Annotated in this window: 26 protein-coding genes and 2 pseudogenes; 11 read left to right on the top strand and 17 right to left on the bottom strand. The window is 58.4% G+C overall.

From position 1 onward, the window contains the following. Nucleotides 1-41: 41 nt before the first annotated feature. Nucleotides 42-467: a winged helix-turn-helix transcriptional regulator gene (locus HRR99_RS03645; protein ID WP_233122805.1), complete on the top strand. Its 426-nt coding sequence runs from the start codon at nt 42-44 to the stop codon at nt 465-467. Between the two features lie 8 nt (nt 468-475). On the opposite strand, the gene HRR99_RS03640 is transcribed toward HRR99_RS03645, so the two are convergent. Next, complete coding sequence (locus tag HRR99_RS03640; RefSeq protein ID WP_045231254.1) at nt 476-868, bottom strand: DUF937 domain-containing protein; 393 nt, start codon at nt 866-868, stop codon at nt 476-478. A 212-nt stretch (nt 869-1,080) separates the two neighbouring features. Between HRR99_RS03640 and HRR99_RS03635 the strand changes: the two genes are divergently transcribed. Continuing rightward, nucleotides 1,081-2,643, top strand: a complete 1,563-nt coding sequence (locus HRR99_RS03635; protein ID WP_233122804.1) for a helicase HerA-like C-terminal domain-containing protein — start codon at nt 1,081-1,083, stop codon at nt 2,641-2,643. Nucleotides 2,644-2,805: 162 nt separating this feature from the next. Here the strand turns inward: HRR99_RS03635 and HRR99_RS03630 are convergent. Continuing rightward, a pseudogene (locus HRR99_RS03630) lies at nt 2,806-2,883 on the bottom strand (Atu4866 domain-containing protein); the annotation flags it as partial. Here HRR99_RS03630 and HRR99_RS03625 point away from each other — a divergent pair. The 3 genes and pseudogenes from HRR99_RS03625 to HRR99_RS03615 form a co-directional block, all read left to right on the top strand. Continuing rightward, nucleotides 2,884-3,025, top strand: a pseudogene (locus tag HRR99_RS03625) (LysR family transcriptional regulator); the annotation flags it as partial. A 170-nt stretch (nt 3,026-3,195) separates the two neighbouring features. Beyond that, a complete protein-coding gene (locus tag HRR99_RS03620; protein ID WP_233122803.1) occupies nt 3,196-3,639 on the top strand; it encodes a hypothetical protein in 444 nt (147 codons plus the stop codon). Nucleotides 3,640-3,651: 12 nt separating this feature from the next. Further along, nucleotides 3,652-4,317 (top strand): hypothetical protein, encoded by a 666-nt coding sequence (locus tag HRR99_RS03615; RefSeq protein ID WP_233122802.1) that lies wholly within the window; start codon nt 3,652-3,654, stop codon nt 4,315-4,317. A gap of 256 nt (nt 4,318-4,573) precedes the next feature. On the opposite strand, the gene HRR99_RS03610 is transcribed toward HRR99_RS03615, so the two are convergent. Genes HRR99_RS03610 through HRR99_RS03600 form a run of 3 tightly spaced genes read right to left on the bottom strand, consistent with a single transcriptional unit; the run spans nt 4,574 to nt 6,606 of the window. Next, complete coding sequence (locus HRR99_RS03610) at nt 4,574-5,353, bottom strand: VOC family protein (RefSeq protein WP_233122801.1); 780 nt, start codon at nt 5,351-5,353, stop codon at nt 4,574-4,576. Between the two features lie 16 nt (nt 5,354-5,369). After that, nucleotides 5,370-5,855 (bottom strand): DUF1579 domain-containing protein, encoded by a 486-nt coding sequence (locus HRR99_RS03605; RefSeq protein WP_233122800.1) that lies wholly within the window; start codon nt 5,853-5,855, stop codon nt 5,370-5,372. Between the two features lie 22 nt (nt 5,856-5,877). After that, complete coding sequence (locus HRR99_RS03600) at nt 5,878-6,606, bottom strand: DUF899 domain-containing protein (RefSeq protein WP_233122799.1); 729 nt, start codon at nt 6,604-6,606, stop codon at nt 5,878-5,880. 133 nt (nt 6,607-6,739) lie between these two features. Here HRR99_RS03600 and HRR99_RS03595 point away from each other — a divergent pair, with 133 nt between their 5' ends. Then, entirely contained in the window at nt 6,740-7,186 is a 447-nt protein-coding gene (locus HRR99_RS03595) for a MarR family winged helix-turn-helix transcriptional regulator (protein ID WP_111840689.1), read from the top strand. Between the two features lie 63 nt (nt 7,187-7,249). Here the strand turns inward: HRR99_RS03595 and HRR99_RS03590 are convergent, their stop codons facing one another. From HRR99_RS03590 to HRR99_RS03580, 3 genes are all read right to left on the bottom strand, one after another. Continuing rightward, nucleotides 7,250-8,014 carry an RES family NAD+ phosphorylase gene (locus tag HRR99_RS03590; protein WP_233122798.1) on the bottom strand — a complete coding sequence of 255 codons (765 nt, stop codon included), beginning with the start codon at nt 8,012-8,014 and terminating at the stop codon, nt 7,250-7,252. After that, nucleotides 7,974-8,357 (bottom strand): MbcA/ParS/Xre antitoxin family protein, encoded by a 384-nt coding sequence (locus HRR99_RS03585; protein WP_233122797.1) that lies wholly within the window; start codon nt 8,355-8,357, stop codon nt 7,974-7,976. Before HRR99_RS03585 ends, HRR99_RS03590 begins: the two co-directional genes overlap by 41 nt. A 107-nt stretch (nt 8,358-8,464) precedes the next feature. After that, nucleotides 8,465-8,887, bottom strand: coding sequence for an organic hydroperoxide resistance protein (locus HRR99_RS03580; RefSeq protein ID WP_173996304.1), 423 nt, complete (start codon nt 8,885-8,887; stop codon nt 8,465-8,467). A gap of 194 nt (nt 8,888-9,081) precedes the next feature. Between HRR99_RS03580 and HRR99_RS03575 the strand changes: the two genes are divergently transcribed. Continuing rightward, nucleotides 9,082-9,543 (top strand): MarR family winged helix-turn-helix transcriptional regulator, encoded by a 462-nt coding sequence (locus HRR99_RS03575; protein WP_065699593.1) that lies wholly within the window; start codon nt 9,082-9,084, stop codon nt 9,541-9,543. Between the two features lie 67 nt (nt 9,544-9,610). Further along, nucleotides 9,611-10,453, top strand: coding sequence for a PA3715 family protein (locus HRR99_RS03570; RefSeq protein ID WP_233122796.1), 843 nt, complete (start codon nt 9,611-9,613; stop codon nt 10,451-10,453). 66 nt (nt 10,454-10,519) lie between these two features. On the opposite strand, the gene HRR99_RS03565 is transcribed toward HRR99_RS03570, so the two are convergent. From HRR99_RS03565 to HRR99_RS03540, 6 genes are all read right to left on the bottom strand, one after another. Continuing rightward, nucleotides 10,520-11,257 carry a L,D-transpeptidase gene (locus HRR99_RS03565; RefSeq protein WP_111840681.1) on the bottom strand — a complete coding sequence of 246 codons (738 nt, stop codon included), beginning with the start codon at nt 11,255-11,257 and terminating at the stop codon, nt 10,520-10,522. 193 nt (nt 11,258-11,450) lie between these two features. Next, a complete protein-coding gene (locus HRR99_RS03560) occupies nt 11,451-12,344 on the bottom strand; it encodes a L,D-transpeptidase (RefSeq protein WP_111840680.1) in 894 nt (297 codons plus the stop codon). An 85-nt stretch (nt 12,345-12,429) separates the two neighbouring features. Continuing rightward, nucleotides 12,430-13,377, bottom strand: coding sequence for an alpha/beta hydrolase family protein (locus HRR99_RS03555; protein ID WP_233122795.1), 948 nt, complete (start codon nt 13,375-13,377; stop codon nt 12,430-12,432). A 92-nt stretch (nt 13,378-13,469) separates the two neighbouring features. Further along, nucleotides 13,470-15,098 (bottom strand): cisplatin damage response ATP-dependent DNA ligase, encoded by a 1,629-nt coding sequence (locus tag HRR99_RS03550; RefSeq protein WP_233122794.1) that lies wholly within the window; start codon nt 15,096-15,098, stop codon nt 13,470-13,472. A gap of 217 nt (nt 15,099-15,315) precedes the next feature. After that, the gene (locus HRR99_RS03545; protein WP_233122793.1) at nt 15,316-16,326 is read right to left on the bottom strand and encodes a ligase-associated DNA damage response exonuclease; all 1,011 of its coding nucleotides are present in this window, start codon (nt 16,324-16,326) and stop codon (nt 15,316-15,318) included. Between the two features lie 84 nt (nt 16,327-16,410). Then, on the bottom strand, nt 16,411-17,937 hold the full coding sequence (locus HRR99_RS03540; protein ID WP_233122792.1) for an MDR family MFS transporter: 1,527 nt from the start codon (nt 17,935-17,937) through the stop codon (nt 16,411-16,413). Nucleotides 17,938-18,124: 187 nt separating this feature from the next. On the opposite strand from HRR99_RS03540, the gene HRR99_RS03535 reads away from it, so the two are divergent. Continuing rightward, nucleotides 18,125-18,586, top strand: a complete 462-nt coding sequence (locus HRR99_RS03535) for a MarR family winged helix-turn-helix transcriptional regulator (RefSeq protein WP_422387331.1) — start codon at nt 18,125-18,127, stop codon at nt 18,584-18,586. Between the two features lie 14 nt (nt 18,587-18,600). Here the strand turns inward: HRR99_RS03535 and HRR99_RS03530 are convergent, their stop codons facing one another. Further along, the gene (locus HRR99_RS03530; RefSeq protein WP_233122791.1) at nt 18,601-20,070 is read right to left on the bottom strand and encodes a sensor domain-containing protein; all 1,470 of its coding nucleotides are present in this window, start codon (nt 20,068-20,070) and stop codon (nt 18,601-18,603) included. A 326-nt stretch (nt 20,071-20,396) separates the two neighbouring features. Here HRR99_RS03530 and HRR99_RS03525 point away from each other — a divergent pair, with 326 nt between their 5' ends. Then, the gene (locus HRR99_RS03525; protein WP_233122790.1) at nt 20,397-21,056 is read left to right on the top strand and encodes a glutathione S-transferase family protein; all 660 of its coding nucleotides are present in this window, start codon (nt 20,397-20,399) and stop codon (nt 21,054-21,056) included. Nucleotides 21,057-21,058: 2 nt separating this feature from the next. Here the strand turns inward: HRR99_RS03525 and HRR99_RS03520 are convergent, their stop codons facing one another. After that, the gene (locus tag HRR99_RS03520; protein WP_233122789.1) at nt 21,059-22,063 is read right to left on the bottom strand and encodes an asparaginase; all 1,005 of its coding nucleotides are present in this window, start codon (nt 22,061-22,063) and stop codon (nt 21,059-21,061) included. A gap of 73 nt (nt 22,064-22,136) precedes the next feature. Between HRR99_RS03520 and HRR99_RS03515 the strand changes: the two genes are divergently transcribed. After that, nucleotides 22,137-22,916: a DUF3750 domain-containing protein gene (locus HRR99_RS03515; RefSeq protein WP_233122788.1), complete on the top strand. Its 780-nt coding sequence runs from the start codon at nt 22,137-22,139 to the stop codon at nt 22,914-22,916. 10 nt (nt 22,917-22,926) lie between these two features. Here the strand turns inward: HRR99_RS03515 and HRR99_RS03510 are convergent, their stop codons facing one another. Then, nucleotides 22,927-24,270 (bottom strand): chloride channel protein, encoded by a 1,344-nt coding sequence (locus HRR99_RS03510; RefSeq protein WP_233122787.1) that lies wholly within the window; start codon nt 24,268-24,270, stop codon nt 22,927-22,929. Nucleotides 24,271-24,276: the final 6 nt, after the last annotated feature.

Raw genomic sequence — 24,276 nt, 5'->3', positions numbered from 1 at the left:
GCACCCAAAAGATTTATACTTACCCGAAAGAGAGTGTCTGAATGAAAAGGCATCACGCCGATCCCGAGATCGAAAACAGGCGCCAGCACCCACCACCCGATGTGACCGACCCGGCCATCGAGGCGCTGGTTCAGGATATAATCGCGAAGGTCGCGGACAAATGGACGATGCTCATTCTGGAAGCGCTGGAAGAAAACGGCACGCTGCGCTTCACCCAGATTGGCAAAGTCGTCGGTGATATCAGCCAGAAAATGCTGACGAAAACGCTGCGGCAAATGGAATGCGACGGGCTGGTAAACCGCACCGTTCACCCCGTCATTCCGCCTCATGTGGACTATAGCCTGACCCATCTCGGCAAGACCTTGGGCAGCGCATTTTGCGGCGTCTGGATTTGGGCCGAAACCCACCATGCCGAAATAGAAAAGGCGCGAGAAGCTTTCAAAAAGCCATCCCCGCGCCTTGAATGATCAATGACTTAAGCGAACTGGCTAAGGCCTGGGACAGATGCAATGACCTGATCCACGGTTTCGTCGCCTGCGTGCTGGCGAGCGATTGCGATGGTTTCCTTGGCCAGCGCAGAAATCTCGCTCATGCCGAGGCCCTGGCTCATCAGTTGCTGGCCCAGACCCATGATGCCGCCGCCGCCGATGGCGCTCATCAGGCCACCCAGCAAACCGCCGCCGCCCTGGCCTTCGCCGTTGAAGCGGGCAACCAGATCCGGCGCGCCGGGAATGGCTTCGATCATCTTGGCGACGGGTGCGTCATCCGCTTCACGCTGGAGAAAGCCCAGCATCATGCCCAAAGCCTTTTCGGCCTTGTCGTGTTCGATACCAACCTTATCGGCAACCTGGGTAACGATTTCGCTCATAGTTTCCTCCTGAAAACGAATAAATGACGTTAACGTCAACGTAAAACAACTGAAGTTTGGACACAAGGTGGGAAATGGTGCCGCAACTAAGTTTGCGGCCCTGCTTCGACAACCTTATCAAACAGTTGTTGAGCCCGCAGCCAGTTCATATAAGAATATTGCAAAGATTGGATAAAGGGCACCCATGCCCGCTGACCGGAGGAAATGGCCTGATGTTGCAGGATGGAAAGCTCTACATCGGCACGAGCCGCAACGCCGACGATAGCCTCAATAAGGGCGAATATCTCGACCTGCGCTTCGGCAACCGCCATGGCCTCATTACCGGCGCGACCGGCACGGGAAAAACCGTGTCGCTTCAAGTGCTGGCCGAAGGCTTTGCCAAGGCAGGCGTGCCGGTGTTCTGCGCCGACGTAAAGGGCGACCTCTCAGGCATCGCGGCCAAGGGTGAGGCCAAGGACTGGGTGACGAAACGCGCCGAGCAGATCGGCTTTACCGACCTTGCCTTCGAGCAGTTTCCGGTGATTTTCTGGGACCTTTACGGTGAAAAAGGCCACCGCGTGCGGGCCACCATCGCCGAAATGGGCCCGCTTCTGCTGGCGCGCCTGATGGATGCATCCGAGGCGCAGGAAGGCGTGCTGAACATCGCCTTCAAGATTGCCGATCAGGGCGGGTTGCCGCTGCTGGACCTCAAGGATTTGCAGGCGCTGCTGAACTATATGGGTGAGCATGCCTCAGAACTGTCCAACCAGTTCGGCCTGATTTCCAAATCCTCCGTTGGCTCGCTGCAACGCGGTCTGCTGGTGCTGGAGCTACAGGGTGCCGAACATTTCTTCGGCGAACCGGCGCTGAAGATTTCCGATATCATGCGCACCACCAGCGATGGACGCGGCACGATCTCGGTTCTGGCCGCCGACAAGCTGATGATGAATCCGCGCCTTTACGGCACATTCCTGCTGTGGATGCTCTCAGAACTTTTCGAGGAACTGCCGGAGGTGGGCGATCCCGCCAAGCCGAAACTCGTCTTCTTCTTCGACGAGGCGCATCTGCTGTTCAACGATGCACCGCGCGTGCTGGTGGAGCGCGTGGAGCAGGTCGTGCGCCTCATTCGCTCCAAGGGCGTCGGCGTCTATTTCGTGACGCAGAACCCGCTGGACGTACCGGAAACCGTGCTGGCACAGCTGGGCAATCGCGTGCAGCATGCGCTTCGCGCCTACACACCACGTGAGCAGAAAGCGGTGAAAACCGCCGCCGATACATTCCGCCAGAACCCGGCCTTCAGCACGGCGGATGCCATCACCACACTTGGCACCGGCGAAGCACTGGTTTCGACGCTGGGCGACAGGGGCGCACCCTCCATAGTGGAACGCACGCTGGTTCGCCCGCCATCAGGCCGCGTCGGCCCCGTCAGCGATGATGAGCGCCGCAGCATCATGAGCACCAGCCCGGTTGCCGGTATCTACGACACGGACCTGGACCGTGAATCCGCCTTCGAACTTCTGGCAGCCCGCGCCCAGAAAGCCGCCGATGCGGAAGCGGCGAAGCGTGCTGCCGAAGAACAGGCAAACCAACCGGACGCTGCCGCCAGCCGCTGGAAGCTGCCCGGCTTTGGCGACGAGGAGCCGACACAGGCTTCCACCACTGGCGCAAAACGCAAGGCTGGTGGCTATCAGCGCGAAACGGTAATCGAGGCGGCGATGAAGAGTGCGGCGCGGACTGTGGCAAGTTCGGTGGGGCGTGCATTGGTACGGGGTATCTTGGGGAGTTTGCGGCGGTAGGATACGCCACGGCTTTCGTCAGAAGCCTGTGGTGGTGCCCCTCACTCCTGTGCTTGTCACAGGAATCTAGTCAGCCCAAGTCTTTGGGCTGAAAGGACTCTTCCGCCGCGCAGACGCGCGTCTGCTGGATTCCTGTGACAAGCACAGGAATGAGGGAGGAGATCACTTGTCCCGATAAAAAATCATGCCCCCGTGATACAGCACATCATCCACGAACTCACCATTCGCCGTAAACCCCGTAACGACATGCAACTGATGATCAAGCTGGCCTGCGCAGGCGCCGGCATGACCTTCGGAATGTAAGAAACCTTTCGCCCCTATATCGAGCATGGGCAGTTGTGCCATGCTGGAACGCTATTGCCCCAGCTTCGCGGGTTTTTATCGATCATGTGCGGCTACCAACAGGTGGGGGAGCAGCCGTTTTCAGACACTCTGGACCACACTATAAATCAACCAAAGCGATAACTGCCTTTAAATTGCCCTAAATTTTCTACCTTTGGCATACGCATTACATGTGATCTGTTTTGGCTTTTCACGGGATTTGGAATGTTGATGAATATGAACCTGCGCCGCACGTTGACTTTCACTGGGCTGGTGATCTGCTCATCGCTTGGCACCAATGTCGCATCAGCGCAGCAGAGCTGGAACATAAAACGCGCTGGAACCAGCGCCGAAGTTCTCACAAAAATTGTATCGTCTGGCAATATTGACGCACTTTCCACCGGCGCCATCGATGTGGAGCCGCCCGATGGCCCCATGCCAGAAACCGCCTATCAGGAAATCACCCTGAAATCTGGAAGCAACGCTACAATTACCTCTGTAAAGACAGGATGTTCGGAGTTGGGGCTGTCCTCACCTGCAAAAGATATTTTTGAGTCGGAACCAGACCTTGTATGCACAGGACGGTACAACGGTGAAAGCGTCAGCGTTTACGCGAAAATCTCTTGCGAAAGCAATTGCAAGCTCATGATTGAAACCCGTGCGATAGGCTTTTGAGGCGGAGGCTACATGACTGAACGTAAAGATATTTCGGCAAATGGACGCGGCTGGCGAAGACTGAGCTATACGCGTCGATGCGGCTGGATTGATTGGGGACATGCGCGGCCAGAGAGTGCACGAGCGCTCAAAGGCCAGATGGACCAGGAGGAAGCCAACTCGACATCTCTCAAACGGCTGGACATACGATTGGAGGGAGAGCCCGCTTTTGTCATTGTTTACGGCCAGGAAATGGGAGGCATAGGGATAAAGGTTTCAACCGTTGCTCACTGGGTCGTTCGCAAAGGGCTCTCACCGCAACAGAAAGAAAGCGCTGCTCTCGGAATTTTCATGGCAGCGTCACGTACGTTCGAACACATGCAGGCAAGCGTTCCTTTTTCACTGGCGACGAACTCCGGCTTTAGCGGAGAGGATCTAGTTTCGAACCTGATCGGTTTCTACGGCGCATATCGAAACATTGGCGAGGCGCGGCTGCGCGATATTTGCGGCGATACCGGAGAAAAGGAAAGTCTGCGGATATGGGACGAGTATTTGCCCAAAGGAATTGGTGCGGTTAAAAACGCAGCTTCAGGCCAATTCTTTTTCCAACGACCGCAGGCGTGTCATCACCTTCCGACACATCGTTTCCTCTCATGTTCAGTACAATACGGCCTTCACACAGTGGAAGAGATTGGGTAGCGATCAAAAATCGGTTCATCGATAACACCATCATTAACCGCCGAGCTCCAATCGACGTTTCAGCGAGAGGCGAAGTAACCTTAGGCCGTGTAGAACAGGCACAGCTTCGAAACTATGCAAGATGATGGTTGCGGAAGAGCTTGACTTTTAACTGAGCGAACGAGCTCTTGATTTCCGCCATCGACCGCACCGAATGTGGGTGCGGTCGCTCTTATCGGACGTTAGAGGCTTTAACACTAAGCCCACAAGTCTAAAGCTACTTCCGCTGCGAAACCAGTGAGAAATAAGCACCCTGCGGGTCCTGGCAGTTGACGATCCAGGTGTCGCCCGGCACGGACATCGGGCCGTTGACGACCTTGCCGCCGCCGGTGCTGACGCGGGTGATGGCGTCGTCGATGCCGTCTACATTGAAGTAGTAAGCCCAGTGGCAGACGGGTACCTGGGGTGGGCGTTTCATGATGCCGCCGATGGTTTTGCCGTTGTGGGCGAACATGCGGTATGGTCCCATCTCGCCCATGTCGAAATCATGGTCCTTGGTCCAGCCGAAGACATCGCCGTAGAATTCCATGGCGCTATCGACGTCATCGGTGAAAAGCTCGTTCCAGCCGACGTGACCGGTCAGGGTGTGGGTGTCCTCGGGAAAGCCGCTGCTGTCCATCGGCAGGGGTTTCATGATGCACAGTACCGCACCCGATGGGTCCGTCACCACAGCGAAGCGCCCGACTTCGGGGATATCGCTCGGCGGACGCATGATCTTGCCGCCTTTTTTCTCGAAGCGTTTTGCCGTGGCATCCACATCATCGACGGCGACATAGCGCGTCCAGTTCGGCGGAATGCCCTCGCCTTTGTGCTCGTCCGTCAGTTCCATCATGCCGCCGACGCCGATGCCGTTGGCCTCGAAAATCTTGTAGCCCATCTCTGGTGAACCGAAATCCTTGATGTCCCAGCTGACAACGTGGCTGTAAAAGCGGCCTGCGCTGTCCTTGTCCGGCGTCATCAATTCCGCCCAGATGAATTTTCCATGGGTATCGGACATTTGCTTTTCTCCCTTTTTAGACGCGGCGGAATTCCGACGACATGAATTGTTTGAAACTTCCATCCGGCTGCAACACGCTGCCGGAAAAGGTGCGGCTATTATCATCGTGCAGGGTCATGACATCATGATAGGTGGCGTGCTCGCCGCTGCCATCGAATTTCGGGCCCTGCGCTTCCAGCACCAAAGTCTTGCCATCGGGCTCCAGCCAGCCCTTGTAGACCCAGAGCGTCGTCATCATCGAGCCGATCCACGAGCCGACATAATGGTCTTTGGCGGGGTCGAAGCCGAGCGTGATGATCGCCTCCATCGGCGTTCCATCCGGCATCTTGCCCCTGCCATCGCTGACGATCCAGAGCCCGCCGATGGAGCGGATGGTTTCGGTGAAACGCTGTTTGGAATCGTTGGGATCGTATCCCTCATAGCCCGTGCTGGACACCATCTCCCAGTCTCCGACGAGGCGCTCCAGAAATGCGTGTTCCTTTTGCGGCTTTGCGCTTTCCATTGGTTTCTCCTCCCTTGGAATTTTAATGGCAACAGCTGGCGGCCTTCGGCGCATCCTCATACTGGTCGTGACGGCGCACCCAGTCCATGGTGCCCTCCTCGTTGCGGCCCTTGGGCACGAGGTCGAGCAGCATGAGTGTCGTCAGCGTTTGCTCGGCACCGCGGGCATAGGTGGAATAGGTATGGAAGACCTTGCCATCTTCGTCTTTCGCAAAGACGCTGGTGCCGTGCAGGTCCTTCAGGTCGCCCATGGCGGGCATGTCGGTGTAATTGTAGGTGATGGTGCCGGAGGCGACGTCCTCATCGCGGAACGAGGCCTGATAGTCGTAATTGAAATCGCTGCCCTGCGATGACACCCAGGGGAATTTCCAGCCCATGCGTGCCTTGTAAGCCTCGATCTTGTCCAGCGGCGCGCGCGATGCAGCGACGAAGGCGGCATCGCCCGCTTTCAGATGTGCCATGGCGCCATCGACATGGTCTGCAAAGAATGAGCAGCCGACGCAGCCCTCTTCCCAATCCGGTGCTAGCATGAAATGGTAGACGATAAGCTGGCTGCACGTGCCGAACAGCTCGGCCAGCGATTTCGGGCCGGAAGGGGTGTCGAAAATGTAGTCCTTTGTCACCGGCTCCCATGGCAGGGTGCGGCGCGCCTCGTTAAGCCTGTCACGGGCGCGGGTGAGTTCCTTCTCCTGCGCCAGAAGCGCCTTGCGGGCCTCCAGCCACTCCTTCTTGGAAACGACAGCATGCGGCATGATCTCATCCTCCTTCGATCTTACTGCTGCACAAGCAACGCTTGTTGCGCGGTTTGGTTTGGCTGACGCCCTAACCCCGACCGGCTAAACGATTTCGCTTGACTATTTACGTTGATATCAACATATATTGCTGATGTCAAATACAGTGGTGATTCCTTTTTCAACAACGCTTCTGGTGCGCGATACCTGCCTGTGCTTGCACGCCCAGCGCGCCGCCCGCGCCCTGGCACGACGTTTCGACATGGCGCTGAAGCCGGTGGGGCTGACGAATGGGCAATTTTCGCTGCTGATGTCTCTCAACCGCCCCGAACCGCCGCCTATGGGACCGGTGGCGAACCTGTTGGCCATGGACCGCACGACACTGACGGCGGCGTTGAAGCCCTTGGAAAAGCGCGGGCTGCTCTCCATAGAGCCGGACCCGAGAGATAAGCGCGGCAAGCGTTTGAAGCTGACGCCGGAAGGATTGGCAGTGCTGGCCTCCGCCGTTCCCATCTGGACGCGGACGCATGGCGAGGTGGAAGCGCAGATTGGAAGCGGCGATGCGGACCGGTTGAGGCGTGACCTTGTGGATTTGGGGTAGGCGCCAGTACAGTAACGCCCCTCATTCCTGTGCTCGTCACAGGAATGAGGGAGGTGGGTAGCTCTACCCCCGCAACAAATCCGCAATACGCGGGTCTCCCGCAAAATCCTCCACCGCAAACCCAATGCGCCGCATGGGAAATTCGCACAGCGCCTGTATGCCTGTTTTCGCAAGGCGGATGCGCCAACTCACCCGCTCCACCGGCTGCTTGCGGGTAAATCCATGCGGCGTCAGAAGCGCGATGTTCAGGCCACCCACGGGATCGCGCACCGACTGATAGAGGATGGCCTCGATCTCCGCCGTGCGCGCCGTATCGGCCAGCGTTTGGCACGGTTCGTAATCCGTAGGGTGCGTCCAGAGCGCCTTGTCGTCTGAGAGGGGCGGCGTGGTCAGATCGATTGCTGCAGGGGTAGTGATTTCGGCGGAAAAGGCGGTGTATTCAGCCGCATTGGCGGGTAACGGCGTAGCGGGGGATTCGGAGTGAAACAGCAGGCGATAGAAGGCCATTTCGGCCAGCGCCGTTTCCACGCTTGCGGCAGCATAATAGACGCCCGTGGTCCAGCCCGCCCGACGGAAGCGCGATCCATAGGGATAGGCGGCATCATAGCGGAAGGGTGTGGCCAGAAGATAATCGAGCCCCGCACACTCAGGTGGAAAGCGGCGCTTGCTGCCTTCGAGAATATCTTCCAGCAGAGACTGCTCATCGACCGTATCGACAAGCTTCATGGTGGAAACCTGGTGCTGCGCCTCCACCAGCCGCCAATAAGGGCCTGAGACTTCGCGCTTTTCAGATTGGAGCGCGTCTGGCGTCCAGATAGGCAAGGACATCGAGCAATCCGGTAATGGTTGTGAGTTTTTCTGCTGGTACGGCGGCAAGTGTCTCGTTGTGGTTACGCATCCACGCGTGTGCCACCGCTTCATCCCCACCGACGATGGCGTCGAGCGAGCGGAAAACGCGGATAAGCAGGACGGCGAGTTCGAAGGCCTTGCTGCCGGGCTCCAAAACGAAATCGAGCCGCTTCATGCGCGAGACGGTGGGGGCTGAAACGCCCAGCACATCAGCAACGCGGGCGGCATTCAGGCCCAGTCGCTCTGCAGCAGAGACCACGGCCTTCGTAACGACCCTGCCCTGCTCTGCCGGGTCGACCGCTGGTTTAACTTGGATATTCATGCGCATATCCTTTCCTTGGAAAGAATATAGCGAATTTCTTTCTGAAAGCAAGAAGGGCTGGCGTTGAAGCCAGCCCTTACCGTGTCGTAAAATCGCGGGGGACGAGGTTACGCTACGGAAACAGGAACCTCTGTGGAGGTGCGAAGAGCGTGGGAGTAAGGGCAAACGATATGCGCCTTCTTGACCAGATCTTCTGCCGTTGCCTTATCGAGGCCTGGAATGTTGACGGAGAGCGACACGTCGATGCCGAAGCCGGTGCCGTCATCGCGCGGACCGACGCCAACGCTGGCTGTCACTGTCGTGTCTTCAGGGATCTTTACCTTCTGCTTGCCAGCAACGTTCTTCAACGCGCCGAGAAAGCAGGCGGAATAGCCAGCGGCAAAGAGCTGCTCGGGGTTGGTACCCGTTGCACCGTCGCCACCCAGTTCCTTCGGCACCGTCAGGGTGACGTCGAGAACGCCATCTTCCGATTTGGCATTACCGGCGCGGCCGCCTGTTGCACTTGCCTTGGTCGTGTAGAGAATTGCCATGTCACTGCTCCTTTTGCGTGATGTTGGTATTCATATAGCTCACAATTAGATTGTGCGCAATATAATTTTGCACATTGAGAATGATTTCTCTTTCTGCGATAGGTGGAGAGGAGATTGCATTGCTTGTTGCATGGGGCAGGAACCGAGTGACGGGATAAATTGTTCCCTATGCAGCCGCATTTGGAGCCCACATAATGGACGCCCCCACGATGGACGATGGAACGATGGAAGGCCTTCTGAGGCTGGACCTGCAAATCTGCTTTGCGCTGTACGGCGCAGCACATGCGTTCAACCGCGCCTATAAACCCCTGTTGGAGCCGCTGGGTCTGACCTACCCGCAGTATCTCGTCATGATGGCGCTATGGGAAAAGGAAACAGCCACCGTCAAAGTTCTGGGCGAAATGCTGGGGCTGGATTCCGGCACACTCTCCCCGCTTTTGAAACGGCTGGAACAGGCAGGCCTCATTACGCGCAAACGCGGCACGGTGGATGAGCGTCAGGTGCTGATTGCGCTGACGCCAGAGGGTGCGGATTTGAAAAAGAAGGCCGCCAATGTCATGCGCTCGATTGGTGAGGCAACGGGCTGTAGCTTGGATGAGCTGGGACAGCTGCGGGATCGGTTGAACGCGCTGAAGGAAAATTTGGTGAAGGAGTAGGTTTGAAACACGAGGCGGTCGCGGTAATGCTAAATTCACGCCTGATCCCGCCCCATGGAACCGCCAAATGTTTTCCCAATATGCGAGGCTTGTTTTACTTTCCGTAGTGATGGGCGTTCTCCCACTCGAAAGAGCGGAGGCCGCAGAGACCACTAGTTGCGACGGCGAGGCTGAGGAGATCATCCGCAATGCATACCCTGATGCTACCAAAAGCGGCGACGAAACATTCACGGTAGGCGGATCGGCAATCTCGGTCAACGACAGCGAAGTGGCTGTAGACGCGCCGCAGGTGATGCGATGCCGCGTCTGGTCAGCCAATCCGCAACTGACATTGGTGGCCGTGCCGTTGATGACCTCCATGAATGAGGATGGAAATGAAGGCGATCTGGACCTTCTGGTTGTCGAGACGGCCACATCTGCGGTCAAACATCGCCTTCGTCTCGAGAACAGAATGAACGACGATGCCCTGCGAATCAGCGCAGTCGAATTCGACACGGCGCGTTACAGACTGGCGAAAGACCAGACTGCCTTCGGCCTACGCATCTCCACAAGCGGAAGTTCGAGACCAAACCCCTATAGTGACGTCAGCTTATGGCTTTTCACTCTTGAGAATGGCGCTCTTCGCCCGGTGCTTGACGGCATGATCGTCTCGAAAAATACCGGCGAATGGGACACCAATTGCGCCGGTGAGTTTCAGTCGGTGCAGACCACACTTTCGATAGGTCAGACCGCTAGCCAAGGCCACTTGGATATCATCGCGACTGAAACAGGCTCTACAACAACCAGCGCTCTTGGGAAGGACGGCGACTGCAACGACACTGTCGTCACGAGCAAGCCGCAAAAACTCAAGCTAGTCTACAATGGACAGCAATATCCCATCCCTGAAGATCGACGCGCAATCACCGAATAATATTGAAAAAGCCGCGAACGATGTGTGATCGCTTGCGGCTTTCCTTTTTAAATCTGATTGGTCAGCTTACTGCCAAACAACAACCCGTGCCTTGTTCGGCACGCGGTCGTAGAGGTCGATGATGTCCTGGTTCATCAGGCGCACGCAGCCGGAAGACACTGCCTTGCCGATGGAATTCCACTCCGGCGAGCCGTGCAGACGGTAGAGCGTGTCCTTGCCGTTCTGGAAGATGTAAAGCGCGCGGGCACCGAGCGGGTTTTTCAGGCCTGGTGGCATGCCGCCGTTCTTGGAGGAGAATTTGACCAGTTCTGGCTGACGGGCAACCATTTCGTCTGGCGGTGTCCACTTGGGCCACTTCTGACGCCACTGGATCACGCCCTCGCCCGACCATGCAAAGCCTTCGCGGCCGATGCCGACGCCGTAGCGCATGGCGGAGCCGTTCTGCTCGACCACGTAGAGGAAGCGCGAGCGCGTATCGACGACGATCGTGCCGGCTGGTTCGCCCGTTGGGTCGACAACGCGCTGGCGATAATAGCGGCGGTCGATCTTCTGGTAAGGAATGGCAGGGATGACGTAGCCGCCATCTTCCACCGTGCCGTACATGACGGCAAGCTCTGCATCGGAAATGCCGCCTGCAAACATGGAGCGGAAATCGCCCGCGAAGTTGCTGGCAAGGCTACCCGGTTCAACGCTGTTGTAAGGCCGGACGCCGGAAGACGCGCAACCCGCCAGAAGCGATGCAGAGGAGAGGCCAAGAAGGGAAAGGAAGGTACGTCTGGAAAAGTCTGTGTCGGTGCTCATCATAAGGCCGTTTTTCTCACATCGAAGCGAATGGGGCGGATATTGCGCGGGTTTGCCGGAACCATCCATCAATCTCGCTGTACGTCGTTTGTTCCACGATCAATCACGTATTGGTATAGTAGTTAATACATGACTAAAGGCCAGTTGCGCGGATGCAACACTGGCCGTTTCAGCAGAGCATTGTTGGCGTGCGTGATCAGATAACCACAATCGGCGCGCCCTGCGGCACGCGGTCATAGAGATCGATGACATCCTGATTGAGCATGCGCACGCAACCGGATGATGTTGCCTTGCCGACCGACTGCCAGTCCGGCGTACCATGGACGCGGTAAAGCGTGTCCTTACCATCCTTGAAAATGTAAAGCGCCCGGGCACCGAGCGGATTGTTGAGACCGGGAATCATGCCGCCATTGGCGGCTGAGATGGACGCCAGTTCCGGTTGTCGCTGCACCATCTCGTCCGGCGGCGTCCAGCGCGGCCATTTGGCTTTCCACTGTATCTTGCCGCGACCGGCCCAGGCATAACCATCGCGACCGAGGCCGACGCCGTAGCGAACGGCCTTGCCGCCCGGCTGCACCAGATAGAGGAAGTGCTGCTTGGTATCGACGACGATCGTACCCGGCGCTTCTGCCGTCTGGTAGCTCACATCCTGCCGCAGGAAACGTGGATCGACACGGGAATAGGGAATGGCGGGCAGCGTGTGACCGTCATCGCTGATCTGGTCATACATGGCGCGGTGCAGCGGGTTGGAAACCGGCAGGCCATAACCGACCGTCTGGCCGCTATAGGCTGGCGACAGGCCCGATGCGGGCGGGCGGGCGGTGGATGGCGGACCGTAAAGCTGCTGGAACTGCGAGCGGAACAGATCCGGCGGACGGCTGTTGATCGACCCCGGCGTCGGCGGCAACGGCTGACGCGGAATGGAGCCGACATTGTTGTAATTGAAGACCGGCGCCGTTTCCTGCACGAACACATCAGGGTTCATGCGGCTTGTATCCGTGACAAAAAGGCAGCCGCTCAAAAGCGGCATGACCGCAAGGGCCGCGAAAGACAGAAGGCGACGGCAGGTTTTCAAGGATAGGGCTGTCATTGCACCGCTTCACAGGAGTCATCGTTTTCACGACAATGCCCTCCCCGGCTGGCGCGAAGCTGGAGGAACGGTCAGTTTGGCGGCGTCAAGCGAACTGATTGAAGAAACGGATGCTTTCCACCACCGCACCCGGCACCACGCCATTGTGCGTACCTTTCAGCAGCATATTGTCGATCTGCATGCCCGCAGACCTTACGCGCTCCATCAAAAGCTTGTGGTCAGCATCGAAAGGCCGCTCTTCGGTGCCGCGCAACAGAAGTGTCGGGCATTTCAGGCTGGGGCCGAAGCAGACCGAGGAGCGCATGATGAATTCCTTCGGGTTGTTTTCATCGAAGCACAGCTCATCGGAATAGCGGTTAAAGTAGCGCCAGGAGTTCACCCCGGCTGAAATCGGCACGGCGGCGCGGAATTTCCGCGTCATGGATGCGAGCAGAGACAGCGTACCGCCATTGGAATGACCGGCAATGAACAGGCGGTCGAGATCAATACCCGGCAGGCTTTCGAGATAGGATGCCGCCGCCAACGCGTCAGACGTCTCGTCATAGAAGCCGGAGTAATTGCCCTTCTGGCCGTTTTCGCCCCGGAAGGATGGCAGCAGCACCACGAAACCGGCATCCCAATAGGGCTTCATCAAGGCCCAGTGCCCATCACCCGTGGCATTGCCACCGTGGAGAAACAGCACGGCAGGCTTCAGCTTTTGCGATGGTTCATATTGCGAAATCCACGCCACAAGCTCGATGGACCCATTAGGACCACCCGGATAGGTTACCCGCGTCGCACCCGGCGGCGTGCCGAGGGGCCCGGACTTCTCAGGCGCGGCAATCTTGCGCAGCAAATGCGTCTGAAACTTCCGGCGCGCATCCGCATAGTCCCCCGCCTCCAGCGGCAGGCTCTCCGGCATCATCAACGCCGCCCCGCCCGGCACCGGCAACAAAGCCGCCAGCGAGAGTCCGGCCCCGCCCGCCAAAAGCGAACGACGCGTCATGCTGCGTGGGGAAGAGGTGCTAGGAAATGAAGACCGTTTATCTGTCATGTCGATGACCCAGGATCTGCGTTGCGCGTTATCAATTTCATCACTCAAAAATTCTGTTGTCCACTCACTGTTTCGCGAAAGTGGTGGGTAAGCTAACCGCTTTCCTTCTCGTCGATCATCGCCATCAGCGTCGATAGTCTGTCGGCCTCCGATGGCAGCTTGTCGGCGCGGAGTCTGGCTATTCTGGGAAAGCGCATGGCTACGCCGGATTTGTGGCGGTTGGAGCGATTTATACCTTCGAAGGCGACTTCGAGAACGAAACCGAATTGCGGGGTCGCGCGAACGGCGCGGACGGGGCCGAAGCGCTCGACGGTGTTGTCGCGGACGAACTTGTCCAGCACTTCCAGTTCGGCATCGGTAAAGCCGAAATAGGCCTTGCCGACGGGCACCAGTTGTTCGGCTCCTTCATTGTCCGACCAGACGCCGAAGGTGAAGTCGGAATAATAGCTAGAGCGTTTGCCGTGGCCGCGCTGGGCGTACATCATGACGGCATCGATGTTGAAGGGATCGCGTTTCCATTTGAACCACGGCCCCTTGGCGCGACCGGCCTGATAGATGCTGTCCTTGCGCTTGATCATAACGCCTTCGATGACCGGATCGGGCGGTGCCTTGCGCAGGGTTTCCAACTCGTCCCAGCTTTCGAAGGGCACCAGCGGCGAGATATCGAACCTGTCATGCGGGGCGTTTTCGATGAGATGGGTGAGCTTTTCCCGTCGCTTGAGAAAGACCTCGCCACGAATGTCCTCATCGCCGTCGAACAGAAGATCATAGGCGCGGATGAAGGCGGGATACTCCTCCAGCATCTTGCCGGTCACGGTCTTGCGGTTCAGGCGCTGCTGGAGATCGGAAAAGGTGCGGGTCGCAATGTTGGAGCGCGCCGTGCCGCCGATCAGCAGTTCCCCATCGACAACGCCTTCGAAGTTGATCCTGTCGAGAACATCTGGAAAGGCGCCGGAAATATCGTCGCCGGACCGGGAATAGAGCTTTCTGGTCTCGCCGGAGCGCGATAGCTGCACACGGATGCCATCCCACTTCCACTCCGAAACAAAATCCTGCGGGTCAAGGTTTTGGAGGTCGTTATCGCCCACCGGCGTGGACAGCATGACGGAGTGAAAGATGGCGGGCGTGGCGATGACGGGCCGCTCGGTCTTGCCCTCCAGCCACGCAAACAAGGGCTCATAGGGCGGTTCCAGACCGTGCCAGAGCGTTTCGATCTCGGTGATATCCCGCCCGCCGAAATCCGCCAGCGCCTGACGGGCCAGCCGGGCGGACACGCCGATGCGCAGGCCGCCGGTGACGAGCTTGAGGAAGGCAAAGCGCGAGGAGGTTTCCAGCCGGTCGAGGAGATCGCGCACAGCGGAACGCACTTCCGTTCGGCCCAGCGAGTTCATTAGATCGACGATTTCGCCAAGGCCGGGATCTTGGACCTCTGGCGGGTTGGCATTCTGGCTGGTGTCCCAGACGAGCGAGATCGTCTCGGCCAGATCGCCGACATAGTCGTAGGAATAGCGGAACAGCACATCGTCCATGCGCTCCAGCACCAGCTCGCGCAGCATGGCGGGTTTGACGCTTTTCAGGTCCAACGTGCCAGCGATGGCGGCAAGGCCGTAGCCTCGGTCGGGGTCTGGGGTGTCGCGGAAGTAGTCGGTCAGGAGTTTGAGCTTGCCGTTGCGGGAGGGCGTTAGGACTAGGCGGTCTAGGAGGGTTGCGAAGGATTTCATGGGTGGGGGTTCTCCCCATATCGGGAAACTGTGGGTGGGTTACCCCCCTCTGTCCTGCCGGACATCTCCCCCTCAAGGGGGGAGATCGACTCGTGGTTGGCTCTCGCCCATCTTGTAGGTTGCGAATAGAGTAAGGAGCGCGCGTCTTGCCGATCTCCCTCCTTGTGGGGGAGATGTCCGGCAGGACAGAGGGGGGTAAGCCGCAAACTCCGCACCATCAATCCCCCTCATCCTCATAACCCACCAGATGCAGCGGCCTGGCCGGAATGCCCTGCAATTCGCACCAGCGCACCAGCGCCTCCTCGCGCCCGTGTGTGACCCAGACCTGCGACGGTGCGACTTCCTTGATGGTTTCTAGTAGCTCCGGCCAGTCACAATGGTCGGAAATGACAAGCGGCAGTTCTACGCCACCCTGCTTGGCGCGCTGGCGCACCATCATCCATCCCGAGGCGAAGGATATCAGCGGTTCGTTGAAGCGGCGGGCCCATTTTTCCTGAAAGGCGGAGGGTGGGCCAACGACGATGGCGCCTTTGAACTGGGCGGGATTGCTCTTTTCCAGCGTGGCGGGGCAAAGGTCTCCGAGGTCTATGCCCTGAGACACGTAGTAATCGCAGAGCTTGGCCAGCGCGCCATGGATGTAGACCGGTTTGGAATAACCATTGTCGCGCAGCAGGCGTAGCACGCGTTGTGCCTTGCCGAGCGAGTAGGCCCCGACAAGATGGGTGCGCTCAGGAAACTGCCGGATGGAGGTCAGCAGCTTGCCGATTTCCACGCTGGGTTTCGGGTGGTGAAAAACCGGCAAGCCGAAGGTCGCCTCCGTGATGAAGACATCACAGGGCACGGGTTCGAACGATGCGCATGTGGGATCGATGCCGCGCTTGTAATCGCCCGAGGCCACGATGCGTGTGCCACCATATTCGATGGAGATTTGCGCAGAACCGAGCACATGACCAGCGGGATAAAAGCCCACCGTGACACCGTTGATCTCCACGGTCTCACCAAAGCCAACGGCCTGCTCACTTCCCGTGAAATCCTCGCCATAGCGAATGCGCATGATATCCAGCGTCTGGCGGGTGGCTAGAACCTTCTCGTGACCGGCACGGGCGTGGTCGGAATGGCCGTGGGTGATCAGCGCCCGTGGCACGGGGCGCACAGGGTCCACATAGAAATCACCAACGGGGCAATAGAGCCCCTTTGGCGTGGGGTTGAGCAGTTTCTCTGGTTTCATAAGCGCTATCGATTGCGGCATGGATGGAAGAAACGTTTGCCAAAGCAACACGTTCCTCCCGCCACGACTTTTCAGCGCTTCGCGTTACTCAACCGCTGCAACAGGCTTTTCGATGGCCGCTGCCGGTAGCTTCTTGTTCTTCAGCGCAAGGGCTGCAACGAGCCCGATGGCCGCCGTTGCTGCTGCTGCATAAAACAACGGCGTGAAGGCACCGGCATAGAGATTGGCAACCGCGCTCTGCGAAGCGACCGGCAGTTCCGACAGCATTTTCGGCGTCAGTTCCTGTATCTTGCCAACCCCCGGAATATCGACGGATACGCCCTTCAGATAGGACGAGACAATCGCGCCGTAGATGGAGATGGCAATGGCAGCGCCGCCCATGCGCGTCAGCGACACTGCGCCACTGGCCGCACCGATATCCGCCCTTGGCGCCGAGTTCTGCACCGCGATGATCGGTGCCTGCTGACCGAGACCAACACCGAGGCCCTGCGCAAACATGATGATGGCGATGATGAACAGTGGTGAGCCCGCATGCATCTGCGAAAGCGACAGCATGGCGACTACGCCTATGCTGAGGCTGATGACGGAGAATATCTTGTAACTGCCGGTGATCGAGATCAGACGGCCTGCCGTCAAAGACCCCATGACGATGCCGCCGGTGATGGCGATGAAGAACAGACCGGCGGACGATGGCGACAGGCCCGTCGTCGTTTGCAGGAACAGCGCGTAGTAGTTGACCATGCCGATGCCAAGACCGCCGCTGACCAGCGAAATGATCATGAACAGCGGAAAGGTGCTGTCCTTGAACAGGCGTAGCGGCACCACGGGTTCCGGCGCACGGCGCTCCACCAGCACCCACAAATAGGCGGTAACAGCGGCAAAGGCGACGATGCAGAGACTTTTCCAGGCGAAGATCGAACCGAAGAGCTGCGAACTATCGGCCCACAGCACGACGCTGGAAATCGTCAGAGCCAGAAGCAGAGCGCCGAGATAATCGATCTTGGGCTGACGTTCCGGGCGACGGTAAGGCAGAAGGAAAGCAAGGCCCGTCAGCACGATGATACCGATAGGCAGGTTGATGAGGAAGATCGAGCGCCAGCCGAAGAGATCGCTCATCGTGCCACCGAGAATTGGCCCGACGCTGCCCGACGCCATGATGACGAGGCTGGAATAGCTCTGGTAACGTGCCCTCTCCCGTGCCTCGAACAGATCGGCATTGACGGAGAAGATCGACACCATGATGCCGCCGCCGCCGAGACCTTGCAGAACGCGCGCGGCAATCAGAGAATCCATCGACCATGCCAGCCCACAGGCCAGCGAGCCCAGCGTGAAGATCACGATAGCGGCCATCATGACGTATTTGCGCCCGAAGAGATCGCCCAATTTGCCATAGACAGGCATGACGGCGCTGGTGGCCAGAAGATAGGCAGAGCCGATCCAGCCGAAGCGCTCCAGCGCGCCGAACTCACCCACGATCGTCGGCAGAGCCGTCGATACGATCTGGTTGTCGAGCGTCGCCATGAACATGGCCAACATCAGAAAAGAGAACACAACAAGCCTGCGACGGCGATCGGTTACGAGGGGCGCCACAGGCGTAACGGACATATCCATGGAAAGGTCTCACGCTTGATGGACAATTTATGTGCCTTTCGCATATATATGTCAATGGCACATTTCTGTGTCTGTGCTATGGTGGGTGAGAATTGTCAGGGGAATTGCGGATATGAACGAGCACGCGTCACTATCGAAAGAGTGTGAAAACACCGATCGCGATGACGTGCTGGATATCAGCCACACCATGACGCGTATGCGGCTGATGATAGGGCGACGCGTGATTGGCCGCATGGCCATCGCCAAGCTAGCCCCCGGGCTGGAGCTCTCGCATATCGATGTGCTTGATATCGTCAACCGCGCCGAAGGCTCGTCCACAGTGGGTGCCATTGCCGATGCCATGCGTCTCGACCCATCGCGCGGCAGCCGCGTGGTGACGGAAATGGTCAGCAGAGGTCTTTTGAAACGGGAAGCGTCCCAGGAAGACGGGCGCCGCAGCGTCATCGACATCACGCCGCTGGGCCACAGCATTCTGGCTGAAATGCGCAGCGCTAAAATCAGCATTATCCGCGACGTCGTCAGCGACTGGCCCGAACAGGACGTGGCGGACTTTTCGCGTCTGTTCGACCGCTTCATCGGACGGTTCGAAAAACGCCTTGCGCCGGATGCCGTCGCGCTGATGGCGACACCGAAGCCGGACGACGCGTAACGACGATTATGATTTCAGATGCCGCTGCCCGCGGACTGATCGGAAACGCGCACGCTGTTGCGCCCGTCTTTCTTCGCCGCATACATGGCGGCATCCGCTTTCGCCAGCAGCGCTTCCGGCGTATCGCCATCACCGGGATAGAAAGCCGTGCCGGACGAGCAGGTGACGGAGAGACAGCCCTGCGTCAACTCAATCGGCTCTGCGGCGCGTTGGCGAATGGCTTCCAGCCGCCGAAGAATGCCCTCTTCGTCGTGCTTGGGGTTGCTGAAAATGATGGCGAACTCATCACCACCCAATCGCACTGCAATGTCGGACGCCCTGATGCAGCTTGAAATGCGATCCGCCAGGTTGCGCAGGACCGCATCGCCTACGGCATGGCCGTGCGTATCGTTGATCTGCTTGAAATTATCGAGGTCGATATAGGTGATCGCCACCAGCCGGTTTTCGCGCTTGGCCTCGTGGATGGCGCGGCTGAACTGGGTCCAGAACAGGTTTCTGTTGTAGAGCCCGGTCAGCGGGTCGTGATGCGCCATGAAGTGCGCGCGCTCTTCGGCACGGCGCTGGTCAATAGCAATACCGGCGATGTTGGTCGCCATGTCGATGATTTCGATTTCGAGTGGGGAAGGCTTGCGCACCGTGCCGGAATAGAGAGCGAAGGTGCCCAGCAACACACCGCCATTGCCGATGATGGGCGTGGACCAGCAGGAGCGCAGGCCGTGGCGCATTGCAGCTTCGGCGAAGTTTTTCCAAAGCGGATCGTGATAAGTGTCGCTGACATAGACCGCCTCGCGACGCCATGCCGCCGTGCCGCAGGAACCGACATCCGGGCCGATTTCCACCCCGTCGATCACCGACGTATAGGTCTTGTGCAAAGAGGGTGCCGATGCCGTGCGCAAGCGGTTCTGCTCCACGAAAAGAATGGAGCCGGACAGGTTGTCGAGAATATTTTCAACAGTGCCGACGATGGCGTCAAGAACGGTGCCGAGTGGCTCTCCGTGAACGATCATTTCCAGAAGCGAGGCATGGCTGCGCCGCAGCGTTTCCTGCCACTTGGCAGCGGTGATATTTCGCGAAATGCCTGCAATACCAGTTATTTCGCCCAGCTCGTTGCGCATGGGGATGCGTGTTCCCGAAAACCAGCGCACCTGCCCGTCCTGGGTGCCCACGCGCTCTTCGGCCTCATAGATCCCGACACCCGTCGTCAGGATACGCTGGTCGATCTCGTCCAGCCGCCGCGCCACATCGTAGGGCGCCATATCATAGATCGTCAGCCTGCGGCCGCGAATGTGATCTGGAGGATGACCGAGCGACGCCAGCGCGGCTGCGTTCATATAGGTATAATATCCAGCGGCATCCTTCAGGAATACCATCTCCGGTATATTATCCAGCAGATAGGCCAGGCGTACGTCCAACAAGCCATTCGTGAGGAACGCATCCTTCACTTCCACCATGTCGAACGATCGAGCGCTATTTTCGTCCCGCATTACGCAAGAGCCTCATACTGCCGAGCTTTTCCATACCGTGTTGATCTTGCAACCGAAACCATACTTTTAGACCTGGTACAGCGGATATCACCATAGAGCATAATAACTTATGCTCAATTAATATGAGCTATAACACTCAATATATATCTTGAATATATTCACGAGTTGACAATAACAAAGCTACAGAGCTGATAAATTGAATTGATGGAAAATGCAATTCAGGGATGCGTTAGATAGTCAAAAAATATTGGCACTGTGACATTCCCGCTTTTGTTTTGCGCGTAGCAGCAATAGGCTTGCCACCAACACATCTGAGGGGATATGGAATGCTGACGATCTATGGGGTCTATCGCTCTCGCGCAACGCGCACATTGTGGCTGGCGGGCGAACTGGGACTGGAGTTCAAACATGTGCCGGTCATTCAGGCACGCCGCCTCAGCGATCCGCTCGCTGCCGATGCGCCTGTCAACACGCTGACGCCATCCTATCTTGCGGTCAATCCCATGGGCACCATTCCCTGCATCGATGATGACGGCATGGTTCTGTACGAATCCATGGCCATCAATCTTTATCTGGCGCGCAAGCATGGAACGGCGCTCGCGCCTGCGGATCTGGCCGAAGACGCGCAGATGATGCAATGGTCGTTCTTCGCTGCGACGGAAATCGAGACCAATGCGCTGAAGATTTCTTCGACCGCTGCCGAAGGACTTGCAGGCACCGATGCCGGTCAAGCCGTCATCGAGGTCGCCGCGCGCATGCTGCGTCGTCCGTTCAAGGTTCTCGAACAGCATCTGTCGGGCAGCGATTATCTGGTCGGCAACCGTTTCAGCGTAGCGGATATCAATGCAGCAGAAGTGGTGCGATACGCCCAGGCGCATGGGCCGCTGTTTGAAGCCAACCCCGCGGTCACGGCCTGGCTGGAACGCTGCCAGGCACGCCCGGCCTTTAAGGCCATGTGGGATGCGCGCACCGCCGAGCCCGCCTAAGGCTAAGCGAGGACTCCCGTCACCCTGATATCGCCGACATGGATGCCGTTCCAGTTTTTCATGGGACGGTTGGCCATGGACACAAGCGCGTGGCGCTCCGCGCTATCCTTGTCGAAGTTTCGTGCCAGAAGCGCTGCAATCATCGCTTCTGCAGCCCGTGTGGTGCCATCCTCGCACTTCACCGCCATGGCGATGCCCTGCTGCGGCAAGCCGGCAACAAACACGCCTTCCGCACCCGTCTTTGCGAAAATCTGGCCGGGTGCGAGTTCCATCAGCCGCGTGCAGGTGCGGCCCGTGCCGGCCACATAAAACGGCTCCGCCATGCAGGCGTCGATCAGACGGCGGGAGGCTTTGGCGCGGCCTGCACCCAACCCCTGCCCCGTCGCCATTCTGGCAAAGCCATGGGCCAGCCCCTTTAGCGGCACGGCATAGGTCGGGATGGAGCAGCCATCGACACCGCAATTGTCATGACCCAGCATGGCACCGGTCAGGCTTTCCATCGTCGCGCGTATCTCGGCCTGAAGAGGATGGTCGTAACCGACATAGCCCTTCGTCTCCATGCCTGAATGGACGCAGGTGCAGACGAAGCCGGAATGTTTGCCGGAGCAATTGTTGTGAAGGGCCGTGGGCCTATCCATCGTGCGGGCCTGATGGATGATGGTCTTCTGGTCAGACGACCAGTGCGCGCCGCATTCCAGTGTGTCGACGTCCCTGCCTGCCTTAGCAAGCATGGCCGCCGCAAGCTGCGCATGAGCATCTTCGCCCGAATGGGAGGCGCAGGCAAAGGCCAGTTCCCGGTTTCCAAATCCGTAAGCATCCGCAGCCCCGCTTTCGATGAGCGGCAGCGCCTGCATCGCCTTGCAGGCGGAGCGTGGAAACACGCCACCTTCCACATCGCCTGCGGAAAACACGACGGAGCCATCACCATCCACCACCACGGCCATGCCGCGATGGCGGCTTTCGACGAGATTTCCTCTGGTGACTTCGACGGTAACGGGGTTGTGCATGGGTCCGGCCTCAAAAAATACGAAATTGAGATCGTTCTATCCAACTTCTCTTATTGATGCACGAGGCCCATCGTTGAAAGTTGCCAAACGTTTGCTGCTTGCCATTCTCATCATCTATCTTTTGCCCGCGCTTGCCTCGGCTGGTCTCTGGGCCATGAAGGAACATCCGACCGGCTATCGCAATGCGCGCTGGTCTTCCGCCGGTATTTTGCCACAGGCACCCGCCGACAAGCCAGCCGCCATCTACGTCTATTCCGCCATGACCGGCGGCTTCAAAGGCTCGATCGCCAGCCACGCCTGGATCGTGATGAAGCCGCAGGGCGCGGATAGCTATGAGCGTTACGACAAGGTCGGCTGGGGCAACCCCATTCGCCGCAATGCCTATGCGCCGGATGCCTATTGGTACTCCAACATGCCACGTCTGGTGGTGGAGCTGCATGGCGAAGAGGCCGAAAAGCTGATACCGAAAGTGCAGCAGGCCATTGCCGACTATCCCTATGGCAAGGCGGGCGGATATCATATTTATCCCGGCCCCAACTCCAACACCTTCGTCGCCCACGTGCTGCGCAGCGTGCCGGAACTCGGCGTCGTTCTGCCGCCCGATGCCGTTGGTCGCGACTACCTGCCCAATGGCGAGTTCATCCACGTCGCCGACGACTGGAAGGATGTCAGTCTTTCGCTTGGCGGCATTTTCGGCGTCTCGGCAGGTGCCAGAAGCGGCTTCGAGGTCAACTTCTTAGGCCTCGTAGCAGGCATCGACGTGATGAACCCGGGCATCAAAATTCCTGGGCTCGGTTATTTCGGCGTCAACTCTTTCGAGCCTGCCCCCGAGAGACCGCCGACCAGCGCCTGACGCCAGCGCGTCAATGGTCCGGCGCATGCTCCGCGCGTCGCGAGCGAATGACGTTGGCGACGAAGACACGCGCCATTCCGTGATAGAACTGCTCCGGCATGATGATACGCGAGGCCAGATAGCCGATCATGGATGCTGCCATGATGGGGATCATGCAGCGGTGATTTCCCGTCATTTCGAGAATGATGACAAATGTCGTCATCGGCGCCTGCGTGACGCCGGAAAAATATCCAGCCATGCCGAGAATGGCACCGAGGCCAATACTGGCGCCGATCATATCCGCAACCGTGCTGCCAAGTGCGGTGCCGACTGAGAGCGAAGGCGCGAAAAAGCCGCCGGGGATGCCGGATAGCATAGCGAGGAATGTGGCCAGCAGTTTTTCGATGAAGAAGATGGCAGGAGCAGCGTGGCCTTCAATGGCGGCGCGGGCCTGTTCGTAACCCGTACCATAGGTCGTGCCGCCTGAGACGATACCGATAATGGCGGACAGCAGACCGCAGGTCGCGGCGACGATCAGCAGGCGTTTCAGCGGTAGCACATGGCTCCAGCGGCGAATGCGCGCCATGATTTTGACGGCTGTTGAACTGAACAGAGCACCCAGTACGCCTCCGAGAAGACCGCAGATCAACACCAGCAGCCAATCGATGGCAGTGGTCGCCATCATGGCGCTCGTGCCGAAATAATTGTAGCTTCCGACGAGCCCGATGGATGAGAGGCCCGCGAGAATGACGGCTGTCAGCACGATGCCGTTGGTGCGGGTTTCGTAGGCTTTGCCCATCTCCTCGATGGCAAAGACGATACCGGCCAAAGGCGTGTTGAAAGCGGCGGCGATGCCAGCGGCAGAGCCTGCGAGAATAAGACCTCTGGCCTGCGCCATGCCGCCCCAGCGTGCGGCCTGAAGCATGATCGAGGCTCCCACCTGCACAGTCGGGCCTTCACGGCCTATCGAGGCCCCGGAGAGGAGACCCGCAACCGTCAGCACGATCTTGCCGAAAGCAAGCTTCAGCGAAAGAAGACGGGATCGATCCTCATCATCATGAAAGTGACGCGCCGCAATGGCCTGCGGAATACCGCTGCCCTGCGCATTGGGAAAGAATGAAAAAGCAAGCCAGGTGCACAACATGAACCCCAAGGGGCTGATCACCAAAGGCAACAGATACGTATATTGCCCGGACGAGACTGCCACGGAAAAAAGATGCTGAGCATGGTCTGCCAAGATCGCAAACACAACGCTGATGACGCCAACGGCAAGCGCACCCAGCCAGAACACGGCCCGCGGTTTCCAGATGCGCCACGATCCCCACACGACACGGGTACGACGCAGCATTTTCAGCTTTTGGGACTTGGCAGGCATGATGAT

The sequence above is a fragment of the Agrobacterium vaccinii genome (genome assembly GCF_021310995.1).
In the GTDB taxonomy this organism is placed as follows: Bacteria; Pseudomonadota; Alphaproteobacteria; order Rhizobiales; family Rhizobiaceae; genus Agrobacterium; species Agrobacterium vaccinii.
Note: the sequence above shows the minus strand (reverse complement) of the source record. Positions and strands in the feature narration are given on the sequence as shown.